The sequence below is a fragment of the Kitasatospora sp. NPDC059571 genome (genome assembly GCF_042735675.1).
Taxonomy (GTDB): Bacteria; Actinomycetota; Actinomycetes; order Streptomycetales; family Streptomycetaceae; genus Kitasatospora.
The window spans coordinates 1-12,117 of record NZ_JBHWBW010000221.1 but is presented as its reverse complement, the minus strand read 5'-3'; the positions used below and the strand labels follow the sequence as shown (position 1 = coordinate 12,117).

Annotated in this window: 11 protein-coding genes; 3 read left to right on the top strand and 8 right to left on the bottom strand. The window is 74.8% G+C overall.

Features of this window, described 5'->3' with window-relative positions:
- Positions 1 to 19: 19 nt before the first annotated feature.
- Complete coding sequence (locus ACFV0G_RS23015; RefSeq protein WP_380550932.1) at positions 20 to 1,402, bottom strand: FAD-dependent oxidoreductase; 1,383 nt, start codon at positions 1,400 to 1,402, stop codon at positions 20 to 22.
- Between the two features lie 265 nt (positions 1,403 to 1,667).
- On the opposite strand from ACFV0G_RS23015, the gene ACFV0G_RS23010 reads away from it, so the two are divergent.
- Together ACFV0G_RS23010 and ACFV0G_RS23005 are read left to right on the top strand one after the other, a co-directional pair.
- The gene (locus ACFV0G_RS23010) at positions 1,668 to 2,540 is read left to right on the top strand and encodes a hypothetical protein (protein WP_380550929.1); all 873 of its coding nucleotides are present in this window, start codon (positions 1,668 to 1,670) and stop codon (positions 2,538 to 2,540) included.
- The gene (locus ACFV0G_RS23005; protein WP_380550926.1) at positions 2,504 to 2,662 is read left to right on the top strand and encodes a hypothetical protein; all 159 of its coding nucleotides are present in this window, start codon (positions 2,504 to 2,506) and stop codon (positions 2,660 to 2,662) included. The genes ACFV0G_RS23010 and ACFV0G_RS23005 overlap by 37 nt, the downstream gene beginning before the upstream one ends.
- 97 nt (positions 2,663 to 2,759) lie before the next feature.
- Here ACFV0G_RS23005 and ACFV0G_RS23000 read toward each other — a convergent pair whose 3' ends face one another.
- The 4 genes from ACFV0G_RS23000 to ACFV0G_RS22985 form a co-directional block, all read right to left on the bottom strand.
- Complete coding sequence (locus ACFV0G_RS23000) at positions 2,760 to 4,625, bottom strand: M1 family aminopeptidase (RefSeq protein ID WP_380550923.1); 1,866 nt, start codon at positions 4,623 to 4,625, stop codon at positions 2,760 to 2,762.
- 294 nt (positions 4,626 to 4,919) lie between these two features.
- The gene (locus ACFV0G_RS22995; RefSeq protein WP_380550920.1) at positions 4,920 to 5,969 is read right to left on the bottom strand and encodes an LCP family protein; all 1,050 of its coding nucleotides are present in this window, start codon (positions 5,967 to 5,969) and stop codon (positions 4,920 to 4,922) included.
- 200 nt (positions 5,970 to 6,169) lie between these two features.
- A complete protein-coding gene (locus ACFV0G_RS22990; protein WP_380550916.1) occupies positions 6,170 to 6,892 on the bottom strand; it encodes an ArsR/SmtB family transcription factor in 723 nt (240 codons plus the stop codon).
- Between the two features lie 44 nt (positions 6,893 to 6,936).
- A complete protein-coding gene (locus ACFV0G_RS22985; protein ID WP_380550913.1) occupies positions 6,937 to 7,545 on the bottom strand; it encodes a GNAT family N-acetyltransferase in 609 nt (202 codons plus the stop codon).
- Positions 7,546 to 7,744: 199 nt separating this feature from the next.
- On the opposite strand from ACFV0G_RS22985, the gene ACFV0G_RS22980 reads away from it, so the two are divergent.
- On the top strand, positions 7,745 to 9,385 hold the full coding sequence (locus tag ACFV0G_RS22980; RefSeq protein WP_380550910.1) for an alpha-amylase family glycosyl hydrolase: 1,641 nt from the start codon (positions 7,745 to 7,747) through the stop codon (positions 9,383 to 9,385).
- 508 nt (positions 9,386 to 9,893) lie between these two features.
- Here ACFV0G_RS22980 and ACFV0G_RS22975 read toward each other — a convergent pair.
- The 3 genes from ACFV0G_RS22975 to ACFV0G_RS22965 all read right to left on the bottom strand — a co-directional run bounded on the left by ACFV0G_RS22975 (position 9,894) and on the right by ACFV0G_RS22965 (position 11,928).
- Positions 9,894 to 11,204 (bottom strand): RNA polymerase sigma factor, encoded by a 1,311-nt coding sequence (locus ACFV0G_RS22975; RefSeq protein ID WP_380550907.1) that lies wholly within the window; start codon positions 11,202 to 11,204, stop codon positions 9,894 to 9,896.
- On the bottom strand, positions 11,201 to 11,596 hold the full coding sequence (locus ACFV0G_RS22970) for a YciI family protein (RefSeq protein WP_380550935.1): 396 nt from the start codon (positions 11,594 to 11,596) through the stop codon (positions 11,201 to 11,203). The genes ACFV0G_RS22975 and ACFV0G_RS22970 overlap by 4 nt, the downstream gene beginning before the upstream one ends.
- A 146-nt stretch (positions 11,597 to 11,742) precedes the next feature.
- On the bottom strand, positions 11,743 to 11,928 hold the full coding sequence (locus tag ACFV0G_RS22965) for a hypothetical protein (protein WP_380550904.1): 186 nt from the start codon (positions 11,926 to 11,928) through the stop codon (positions 11,743 to 11,745).
- Positions 11,929 to 12,117 lie beyond the last annotated feature (189 nt).

The window sequence follows — 12,117 nt, the reverse complement described above, 5'->3', positions numbered from 1 at the left end:
GGGGGCGGGCGGCGGCAGGTCAGCTCTCGCGCACCGTGCGGGCGCTGGCCGAGGCGTTCAGCATGGCCGCACGCTCGACGACCTTGATCCGCTCGCGACCCTCGCGCTCACCGAGCGCCCGCTCGTGGGCGTCCAGCCGGTGCCAGCCGTCCCAGGTGGTGTAGTCGACGCCCGCCTCGTCCAGGAACGCGACGATCGCGTCCTCCTCCGGCGACTCGGCCGCCCGCAGCCGTCCGGCCCGGTGGTCCTCGACCAGGCAGGCGACGGTCTCGTTGGCGTCGCCCTTGGTGTGGCCGATCAGGCCGACCGGGCCGCGCTTCACCCAGCCGGTGACGTACGTGGACGGCAGGTGCGTGCCGTTCTCGACCACCCGGCCGGCCTCGTGCGGCACCGTGGCGGACAGCGGGTCGAAGGGCAGCTTGGCCAGCTCGTCCGAGCGGTAGCCGACCGCCCGGTAGACCGCCTGGACGTCCCAGTCGCGGAAGGCGCCGGTGCCGCGGGTGTTGCCCGTCCCGTCGAGCTCGGTGCGCTCGGTGCGGATCCCGACGACCCGGCCGTCCTCGCCGAGGATCTCCACCGGCGACTCGAAGAAGTGCAGGTGGATGCGGTGAGGGCGGTCGCCGGTGTCGCGGATCGCCCAGTTCTCCAGGGTCGAGGCGACCATGTCGGCCTGCTTGTTGGCCCGGCGGGTGGCGATCGAGCCGTCGTCGTAGTCGATGTCCTCCGGGTCGACGATCACCTCGATGGTCGGGGAGTGGTCGAGCTCGCGCAGCTCCATCGGGCTGAACTTGGCCTGGGCCGGGCCGCGGCGGCCGAAGACGTGTACCTCGACGGCCCGGTTCGCGGCGAGGCCGTCGTACACGTTGGCCGGGATCTCGGTGGGCAGCAGTTCGTCCGCGGTCTTCGCCAGGATCCGGGCGACGTCGAGCGCGACGTTGCCCACGCCCAGCACGGCGACCCGCTCCGCCTCCAGCGGCCAGGTGCGGGGCACCTCGGGGTGCCCGTCGTACCAGGAGACGAAGGAGGCTGCGCCGTACGAGCCGTCCAGGTCGTCCCCGGGGATCGCCAGGTCGCGGTCGGCCTCGGCGCCGGTCGCGAAGATCACTGCGTCGTAGAAGCGGTGCAGGTCGTCCAGGGCGAGATCGGCGGGGTAGTCGACGTTCCCGAAGAACCGGACCTGGGGCTTGTCCATCACCTGGTGCAGGGCGGTGACGATGCCCTTGATCCGGGGGTGGTCGGGCGCCACACCGTAGCGGATCAGCCCGAACGGGGCCGGAAGCCGCTCGAGGACGTCGATCGACACCCCCGGGTCGACGGCGGCGTCGGACTTGAGCAGGGCGTCGGCGGCGTAGATGCCGGCGGGGCCGGATCCGACGATCGCCACCCGGACGGGGCGAGGCATGGCGTGACCTTCCTTCGGCAGGCGGCAGCGGGCCCTGGACGGGCCGCGCCACCGTTGTGCTGCAACGATCGCCGCCGCCCCGGTGCTCCGGTACGCGCCTCGGGCTTATGGGGTCATAAGTCATAGCTATGGGGCCTCAAAGTCGACTCAAGAGGTCCGCGGCCGGTCCGCGGCCTTCCCCGGCTTTCTTCAAGCCGTGAGACAAGTGCCCTGCCGGTCGTTGGACTCGCCCCCGCCGCGACCCCGGGGGGCCGCCGACCGTGAGGTGAACCCGTGCCGGCTCCCGCCGACGCGACCCCGAGCCCGAGCACGGCCGCAACCGTACCGGGGGCTGCGCCGGCGCCGGAGGAGGCCGAGGCCGTCCGCCGCCTGCTCGCCGGCCTGCTCGGCCCGGACGCCGCACCCGTCGCCTGCCACCGGCTCGGCGGCGGCTGCTACAACACCGCCCGCCTCCTCGCTGCGCCGCCGCCTCGGCGAACTCGCCGCCCGGATCGCCACCGTCACCGGGCCGGCCTTCGGCTACCCGCAGCCCGGGCCCGGCCTGTCCGCCGCGGACTGGCCCACCGCCTTCACCGGGATGCTGCACGCGGTGCTCGCCGACGCCGACCGCTTCGGCGTGGACCTGCCCGCACCGGCGCCGCTGCCGGCCGGCCTGCCGCCGCGGCACGCCGCGGCGCTCGCCGAGGTGCGCCGGCCCGCCCTCGTCCACTTCGACGCCTGGGAGGGCAACATCGTGCTCGCCGGCGGGCCGCACGGCGCGGGCGGCGGCCCGGACGCCCCGGGCGGCTGGCGGATCGCCGGACTGATCGACGGCGAGCGGGCCTTCTTCGGGGATCCGCTCGCCGAGCTGGTCGGGCGCGTCCCGCTCGGCGCGGCCGGGGGCGACCCCGCCCGGGTGGCCGGGGTGCGGTGGGGCGGCCCCCGCCCCCCGGGGGGGGCGGGGGCTCGCCGGCAGTTCCCGCGGGGGCGGGGCCATTGTGCGGGCCCCCCCCCGCCGTGGTGGGCGCCCCCCCCCCGCCCGGCGCGGCCGACCCCCCCCCCGACCTGGTGGCCGGCTATCGGTCGGCCGACCCCGGCCTCCGGGTCGACGCGGCGGCCCGGGTGCGGCTCGCGCCGTACCGGATCCACCTCGCGCTGATCATGCGGGTCGAGGCGGTGCCGCGCGGCTACGGCACCGACCACCGGGCCTGGCTCACCCCGTGGTCCGCCGACCGCATCACCGCGCAGCTGCGGCTGCTGGACGGGCCGGCGGCGCCCTGAGCCCGTAGGGCCGGGCAGCCCGGGGCTGCGCACCGGGCCCGGCACGGCCGTGCCCCGGCCCGGCGCAGGGCACCGGACCGGGGCGCGGCGGGCGGCGTCAGCCGTCGATGCGGTGCTGCGTCCAGAAGGACGTCAGGTCGGTGGTCGTGGCGGCCTGCGCCGCGGCCTTGAACTCGGCCGTGGTGGAGACGCCGTACCAGTGCGACTGCGCGTAGTCGTGCAGCAGCTTGGTCATCGCGGTGTCGCCGATCAGTCGGCGCAGGTCGTGCAGGGCGCACTTGCCGTAGGTGTAGATGACCGTGGAGTAGCGGGAGGAGTGCGCGTCCCAGTACGCCATCGAGTTGGTGATCTTCTCCGCCGACGAGGACCAGGAGACGCTGCTCCAGCAGCCGGAGCCGGTCTTGCCGAGCGCGAGGTCGGTGGCGTAGTCGGTGAACGCCTCGTCCAGCCAGGGGCTGTTGTACTCGTCGTCGCCCACGATGCCGTAGAACCACTGGTGGCCGATCTCGTGGGTGAGCGCGGTGGTGCTCACCAGGTCGAGCACGAAGCCCGGGTACTCCATCCCGCCGAACCAGAAGTTGTTGTCCAGCACCGCGTCCAGCTCGCCGTACGGGTAGGCCCCGAAGCGCTGGGCGTGGGCGTCCACGGCGGAGGTGGAGGTGGAGAGCATCGACTGCGCGTCGGCGGTGCTGATCCCGCTGACGGCGTAGACGTTGACCTTGACGCCGGCCGGCGAGGTGCCGGAGACCTTGCTGAACGGGCCGGCCGCCCAGGCGAAGTCGCGGACCTTGGCGGCGGTGGCGCGGGTGACGGTCCGTCCGGAGGCGCCGGGGGTGTCCACCGAGGTGCCGGTGGCGGGCACCAGCAGGCTCGTCGGGTGGTCGAGCGTCACGTCGAAGTCCGAGGCCAGCGAGTAGAACGACTCGCCGTTGTTGGTGTACGGGTCGAGGTGCCAGCCGGCGGCGTCGCGGATCGCCAGCACCGGCAGGGCGTTGCCGATGAAGCTGAACGCCCCGTCCTTGCCGAACCGGTCGGCGCCGCTGGGCACGCTGATGCCGAGGTCGAAGCCGACGGTGCCGCTCTGGCCCTGGCCGAGCGGGGACGGCAGGGCGACCTTCAGGGCGGTGCAGCTCACCGAGAGCGGAGAGGCGGTGCCGCCGGTGACGTTGGTGACGGTGATCGGCGTGGTCGGGCAGCTGCCGTGGGCGTTGTCCCACAGCCGCAGGTAGACCTCGGTGAGCGGCGAGGCGGAGGCGTTGGTGAAGGACACGCTCTCGTGCCCCGTCCAGACCGCGCCCGTGGAGTCGCTGCTCAGGCTCACCGTGTACGCGGGGGCGGCGGGGGTGCGCGTCGCGTCGGCGGGCGGCGGGGTGGTCGGCGGGGGAGAGGTCGGCGGCGGGGTGGTGTCGCCGCCGGCGGCGAGGTCCAGGGCCAGGTCGTCCAGGACGAAGCTGGTCTGCAGGCCGGAGTCCTCCACGCCGGAGAACGAGATCGCGACGGTCTGGCCGCCGAACGCGGTCACGTCGAAGCTCTTCTTCACGTAGCCCGTGGCCGCGTCGGCGTTGGAGTACGTCGCCAGCGTGGTGCTGCCGATCTTCGCGGTCAACTTGTCGTAGGCGGTGCTGCCGGACTCCGCCGTGTCGATGTGCAGCCAGAAACTCAGCGTCGCCTTGGAGCACCCGGTGGGCACGGTGACGGTCTGCGAGAGGGTGTCGGTGTGGGAGGAGCCGTACCCGTCCAGCCAGGCGAACGAGGTGCCGCCGTGGGCGCTCTGCCCGCCGCCGCTGGTGATCACCCCGCTCGATGCCGTCCAGGGCGACGTGCCGGACTCGAAACCGCCGTTGACGATCAGTTGGCCGGAGGTGCAGGCGACGGCACTGGCCGGGGCGGCGCTGAGGGTCGCCGTGCCGGCTGCCGCGACGAGCACGGCCCCGGCCAGCAGGGGGAGCAGTCTGCTTCGCATCGGATCCTCTTCGGATGCAGGAGCGCCCGTGGGGGAGCCGCCCGGCGATGCGGAGGGGGGCGCTGCGAACTGACAGGCCGTCACCGACCGTGCGGGTGACCGCAGGGAGGCGCTCCCACCCCTGAGGCCGAATCGAAGCGTGACAGCAATCTCCGATAATTGAAAGGGGCATGCCACTCTCGCCGATGAGGCGGGCCGGCCTCCGGATGCGATCCGGCCCCCCCGCCGAGTGCTCGGCGAGGGGCCGGAGATGAGGTGTCGCGGCCCGATCGGGCCGGGCCGCGGGTGTGCCGCTCAGCTGCCGCCGTGGGCCGGGGACTTCCGGGCCGCGGCGGGGACCGCGTGGTCGTCCCGCAGGGCCTGCCATAGCTGCTGGTCCTGCGGCTCGGCCGGGACGACCCGGTTGGGGTCGATCCGGTCGTACGCCACCGGGAGCATCAGGGTGTCCATCGAGCTCGACTTCAGCCCCCGCATGCTCTGCGCGAAGGTCGCCAGGCTGGAGAGCGAGCCCAGCGAGGAGTCCGTGGTGAGGGCCTTGGTGGAGGCGTCGGCAATGCCGTACAGCTTGGCCGGGTTGTCGAAGGCGTTCTGCCGCTGCAGCTGGGTCAGCACCGCGAGGATGAACTTCTGCTGCAGGCCGATCCGGCCCAGGTCGCTGCCGTCGCCGACGCCGTGCCGGGTGCGGACGAAGGCCAGCGACTGGGTGCCGTCCAGGGTGTGCGTGCCCGCGTCGAGCTTGAGGCCGCTGTACTTGTCGTCGATCGGGGTGTCGACCGTGACCTCGACCCCGCCCATCGCGTCGACGAGCTCCTTGAACCCGGCGAAGTCGATCTCGACGTAGTGGTTCATCCGCAGGCCGGTCATCGTCTCGACCGTCTTCACCACGCACGGCGGGCCGCCGACCGTGTAGATCGAGTTGAACATGACCCGCTGCGCCGCGGCCAGCTGCTTGCCCTTGGTGGTGGTGCAGGCCGGGCGGGTGACCAGGGTGTCGCGCGGGATGCTCACCACGGTGGCCCTGGAGCGGCCCTTGGGGATGTGCACCACCATCGCGGTGTCCGACCGGGCCGTGCCGCCGACGTTCCCGCCGGCCAGGTCGCCGTTCACGCCCGAACGGGAGTCCGAGCCGAGCACAAGGATGTCCTGGGCGCCGGTCGGCAGCGGCGCGGGGCGGTCCTCGCCCAGCGCCTGATTGATGTCGACCGTGTCGATATTGCCCTGGAGGTGGTGGTACGCGAACAGGGCGACGCCCCCACCCGCGAGCAATACCACGAGAAGGCCCGCGCAGCCGGCCAGGAATATCTTGCGGCCTCGGCTGCGAGGCTTCTTCTCTTGACGAACCATCAGGTCACCCTCTCGCGCCCGCCCCGGGCGGGGGTGGGCGCATCGTGAAGAACATTCGAATCACTCTGTGCATCAAGTGCCGACTTTATGTCCGATTTGACCGCGTAAAGACCGCTAAGTCGACGGAGGCATCGAGTCAAGCGCCGCTATAGTCTCATGCAATGTTCAACCGGAGTTTCCCAGGTCTTTAATGCGAGATTTCACGGGCGCAGCAGCTCCGGAGCCAGGCCGAGGTGGACGTGCAGCGCGTCCCGGCCCGCCGCCGTGACGGCGACCGCCCGGGTGCTGCCCACCCGGGTGAGCCAGGCGGCGTCCAGCGCGTGCCGGCAGAACGCGGCGCCGACCGCCCCGGCCAGATGCGGGCGGCGCTCGGTCCAGTCCAGGCAGGGCAGCACCGCCGGGCGGCGGGAGCCGTCCGGCACGACGATGCCGAGGCCCTCCAGCCAGACCGCGCCCGCGGCGGTGAGCCGCAGCCCGGCCGTCCAGTCGAGCAGCCCCCGGGACGCCATGGCATCGGTGACCGCCACCCCCACCGTCCCGGCGAGGTGGTCGTAGCACGTCCGGGCATGGGCCAGCGCCCGGCGGCGGCCGTCGGCGGAGAGCGAGCGGACGGGGGCGGCGCGGCCCGGTCCGAGCGCCACCAGGTGCTCGACGGCCTGCGCCACGTGCGGGCCGGCCAGCCGTACGTACCGGTGCCGGCCCTGCCGGACCTCGGCCAGCAGCCCGCCCGCCACCAGCAGGTTCAGGTGCTCGGTGGCGGTCGACGCCGCCACCCCGGCCTGCCGCGCCAGCTCACCGGGCGTCCAGGCCCGCCCGTCGAGCAGGGCGGTGCAGAACACCGCGCGGGTCGGGCTCGCCAGCAGCCCGGCGACCGCGGCGAGGTCGGTGCCCGGTCCGGTCGGGGAAGCAGTGTCCGTGTCCATACCGCCGATTGTCGGCGCCGGACGGTTCGGCCGGGGCCGAAGCCTCACCCGGCCGGGAGGTCGGCGCCCGGCGCGGTGGCCTGCCCGGTGTCCCGCCCGGCCCACCGGGCCCGGGTCAGTGCGTACTCCACGTCGCCGTGCTCGGCGCCCTCGATCGGGTCCGGCCACGGCTCGAAGAACGTCCGCACGTACACCAGGCCGGCCCGCTCCATGACCCGGCGGGAGGCCGCGTTGACCGCCATCGTCGTGGCGACCACCCGCTCGGTGGCCGGATCGGCGAATGCGCTGTCGACCACGGCGCGGGCAACCTCCGAGGCGAGGCCGCGACCCCAGAGCGCCGGCCGCAGCCGGTACCCGAGCTCGGTGCCGCCGCGCAGCCCGGGCGTCCCCGCCGGGCCCAGCGCGAACCACCCCGCGAAGCGGCCCGTGGCGCGCTCGACCGCCGCGAAGCGGCCCTGCCCAGGCGGCAGGTCGCGGTACCCGCGGAGGATCGCCGGCAGCGTCTCGCCGACCACCACCGCGCGCGGCACCGGCCGGCCGTCGTCGATGTACCGCATCACCGCGGGGTCGCCGTGCAGCGCGGCCAGCACGTCGGCGTCCGCGGTGGTGAAGCGGCGCAGCACCAGCCGCTCGGTCTCCAGGAGGATCTCCACCCGCGCATCCGACCACTGCCCCCGCGCCGGCGGCAACCGGATTGCGAGCGGAGCGCGCCCGGGACGTGCGGGTCACGCCTGCGGGTCCCGGGGCCGGATGCGTGCCCGGAGGCTTGGCGGGCCGCCGCCCTGGGCAGGCCACCCGTGGACACCGGCGCCGCCGGGCGCCGGGCCGCGACCGGGAAGGCAGCACCGCGCGATGACCCTGCACCGCCCCGCCCCCGCCTGGCTCGCCGACGCCGTGCTCTACCAGATCTACCCCCAGTCCTTCGCCGACTCGGACGGCGACGGCATCGGCGATCTGGCCGGGATCACCGAGCACCTCGACCACCTCGCCTGGCTCGGTGTGGACGCCGTCTGGCTCAACCCCTGCTTCGCCTCGCCCTTCCTCGACGCCGGCTACGACGTCAGCGACTACCTGAGCATCGCCCCGCGCTACGGCACCGAGGACGACCTCGCCGAACTCGTCGCCCAGGCGCGGCGCCGCGGCATCCGGGTGCTGCTCGACCTGGTGGCCGGGCACACCTCGGACCGCCACCCGTGGTTCACCGCGGCCGCCGACGACCCCGCCGACCACCGCTACATCTGGACCGACGGCAGCGAGGCCGAACCGCCCGAGCGCTTCGTCCGCTCACCCGGCCGCCGCCCCGGCGCCTACCTGCCGAACTTCTTCGACTCCCAGCCCGCGCTCAACTTCGGGTACGCCCGCACCGACCCCGCCGAGCCCTGGCGGCAGAGCCCGCACGCCGAAGGGCCGCGCGCCAATCGGGCCGAACTCCGGCGGATCATGGACCACTGGCTGGGCCTCGGCCTCGCCGGATTCCGGGTCGACATGGCGTACTCGCTGGTCAAGGACGACCCCGGGCGCCGCGAGACGAGCCGGCTGTGGACCGAACTCCGGCACTGGCTCGACGCCGCGCACCCCGACGCCGCCCTGCTCGCCGAGTGGGGCGACCCGGCCGCCGCGCTGCCGGCCGGCTTCCACGCCGACTTCCTGCTCCAGTTCGGCGGCCCGACCGACGGCCGCCCGCTGCGCTCGCTGTGGCACAACGGCCAGGGCACCGACCAGTCCTCCTGGCCGGCCGCCGACTGCTACTTCGACGCCGAGGCGAAGGGCTCCCCGCGCCCGTTCCTCGACGCGTGGCAGTCCGCCGCCCGAGACCTCGGCGGCGCCCCGCCGATCGTGCTCCCCACCTCCAACCACGACTTCTCCCGGCTCGCCTGCGGCCCGCGCACCGCCGAACAGCTGCCCTGCGCCTTCGCCTTCCAGCTCACCTGGCCGACCCTGCCCGCGATCTACTACGGCGACGAGATCGGCATGCGCTACGTCCCCGGGCTGCCCGACCGCGAGGGCAGCGTGCTCGGCCCCCGCTACAACCGGGCCGGCTCGCGCACCCCCATGCAGTGGGACGGCACACCGCACGCCGGCTTCTCCACCGCGCCCGCCGACCGCCACTACCTCCCGCTCGACCCGGACCCGGACCGCCCCGACGTCGCCGGCCAGCTGGCCGACCCCGACTCGCTGCTGCACACCGTCCGCCGCCTGATCGCGCTGCGCCGCACCGCCCCGGGGCTCGGGCGCGCGGGCGCCGTCGAGGTCCTGCACGACGGGTACCCGCTGGTGTACCTGCGCGGGGACCGCTACCTGGTCACCGTCAACCCGGGCCGCGAGACGGCGTCCGTGGCGCTGACGGCCGGCGGCGCACCGGCGGCCGCCCTGCGGGAGGGCGGTGCACCCCTGCTGGCCGGCTCCGGCGTCCGGCTCGGGCCGGGCACGGTCACCGCCGACGGCTTCGGCTGGGCGGTCCACGACCTGGGCGGGACGCCGCAGGGCGGGTAGCTCCGCAGGGCGGGTGGCTCCGCAGGGCGGGTGGCTCCGCAGGGCGTGGGCTCCGCACCTTCGGGGTCGACCTGCCCCCGCGGATGGTCGAACTGGCCCGGCGCGCCCACCCGGGCCTGCGCTTCGAGGAGGGTCGACGACGGCACTGGACGTGCCGGACGCCTCGCTCGGCGGGATCGTCGCCCGCTACTCGACCATCCACCTGCCCGACACCGAACTCCCTGGAGTGTTCGCCGAGTTCCGGCGAGGCCCGGCGCCGGGCGGGCACCTGCTGCCGGTCTTCCAGGTCGGTGACGGCCCGGTTCACCGCACGTCGGCGTTCGGGCGGGAGATCACCCTCGACCTGTACTGGCGCCGCCCGGAGCAGGTGGCCGCCCTGCTGGCCCAGGGTCGGTCTGCCGGTGCACGCGCAGCTGCACCGCGAACCCGACGGGGACGAGCAGCTCCCGCGGGCCGTGCTGTTCGCCCGCAGGCCGGCCGCCCGCGCGGGCGGCTGACGGCCGGTCCCTCAGTCGGCCGCGGCGGGGCCCGCGGGCGCGGGGCCGGCGGGCTCGGCGGGGGCGGGGGCGGTGGCCAGCCGGGCGGCCCGCAGCCGCAGGTAGTGCTGCTCGGGCAGACTCGCCGTCCGCGCCGCCGCGGCGCGGTAGTCGGCCAGCGCCGTATCCGTCTGCCCGGCCAGCTCCCGCAGGTGGGCCCGGGCCGCGTAGAACCGGTGGTTTCCGGCGAGTCGCCCGTCCGCCTCCAACGCGGCCAGCAGCTCCAGGCCGGTCTCCGGCCCGTCGACCATCGCGGCGGCGACCGCCCGGTTAAGCGCCACCACCGGGGAGTCGGACAGCCGGGCGAGCACGCCGTAGAGCGCGAGGATCTGCGGCCAGTCCGTCCCGTCGGCGGTCGCCGCCTCGTCGTGCACCGCGGCGATCGCCGCCTGCACCTGGAACGGCCCGACCGGTCCGCGCGGCAGCGCCGCCGTCACCAGGCCGATGCCCTCCGCGATCGCTGCGGCGTCCCAGCGGCCGCGGTCCTGCTCGGCCAGCGGGACGAGTTCGCCGTCGGGGCCCGTCCGGGCCGCGCTGCGCGCATGGGTCAGCAGCATCAGGGCGAGCAGACCGGCGGCCTCGCTGCTCTCCGGCACGGCCGAGTGCAGCGCCCGGGCCAGCCTGATCGCCTCCAGGGAGAGGTCGACCCGCTGGAGCTCCGGGCCGGCGCCGGCCGCATACCCCTCGTTGAAGATCAGGTACAGCACGTGCAGCACCAGGTTCAGCCGCCGCGGCAGCTCGTCCGGCGCGGGCATCCGGAACGCCACGCCCGACGCCCTGATCCGCTGCTTGGCGCGGCTGATCCGCTGGCCCATCGTAGGCTCGGGCACCAGGAACGCGCGCGCGATCTCACCGGTCGTCAGGCCGCCGACCGAACGCAGCGTCAGCGCCACCGCCGCGGCGGGCGGCAGCACCGGGTGGCAGCACAGGAACAGCAGGGTCAGCGAGTCGTCGCGGTCGCCCGCCCCGTCCTCGTCCGCCGCGGGCGCCGTCAGCCGGTCGGCAGGCGTCCGTGCCGCCACCGCCTCCTCGCGCCGCCGCCGGGCCTGCTCACCGCGCACCTGCTCCGCCATCCGCCGGGCGGCGACCTGGATCAGCCAGCCCCGCGGGTTGTCCGGCACGCCCTGCTCCGGCCACTGCACCGCGGCGGCCAGAAGGGCCTCCTGCACCGCGTCCTCGGCGGCGCAGAAGTCCCCGAAACGGCGGGTGAGGACGCCGACGACCCGCGGCGCGAGCTCGCGCAGCAGGCCGTCGACGCCCTCGTCCGTCCCGGACGGGCTCACAGCTCCCCGTCGGGCGCCGACATCACCTGGCGCACCTCGATCGGCATGTTGAGCGGCGCACCGCCCGGGCCGGGGGCGGCCGACACGTACGCGGCGATCTCCACCGCGCGCTCGGGGCCCGCGCAGTCGACGATCCACCAGCCGGCCAGGAACTCCTTGGTCTCCGGGAACGGGCCCTCGGTGACCAGTGGTGCCGCGCCGTCGCCGGCGGCCTTCACTATCCGCACCGTCTCCGGGCCGGCCAGGCCCTGGGCGTCGACGAACTCCCCGTCGGCCGCGAGCTTGGCGTTGGCGTCCCGCATGAACGCGATGTGCGCCCGGATCTCCTCCGGCGTCCAGGTGTCGATCCTCGGGAAGTCGGCGGTCCGCTCGCTGAACTGCATCAGCAGCATGTACTTCACGGTTCTCTCCTCACTCGTCCGCGCCGTCGCCCGGCGCCTCGTGGGGAGGTCGACGCCGCCGCCGCGGTTTCGACATCCCCGGCCGGAATTCGCCGAGAATATTTCGCCGCTGCCCGCCGCTGGTGCATCCGTGCAGGTCACAGGCCCATCGACCGGAGATCCTCGCGGCGCGCCCGGCCCCACTTCGACAGGAAGGAGTCGAAGGCCTGGGCCGTCCCGGCCTGCGCGGGCCGCCGGTGGCGGGGCAGCGACCAGGCCCGGGCCTGCTCGGCGAGGTGCTGCTGGGAGCAGGTGCAGGAGAGCGAGTCGCGGCACGGGTTCATGACGGTCTGCCTTCCCACGGTCTGTCGCGCGGCTGTCACGGAACGGTACCGCCGCGGTCACCGTTCACCGGACACCACACACCCGCCGAGACCGGACCGGTACACAGCCCGGCCCGCCGCGCCGGGGGGCCGGGCGCGGGGGGGGGGGGGGCGCGCGGGGCGCGGGGGGGGGGGGGAGGTGCGGGCGGC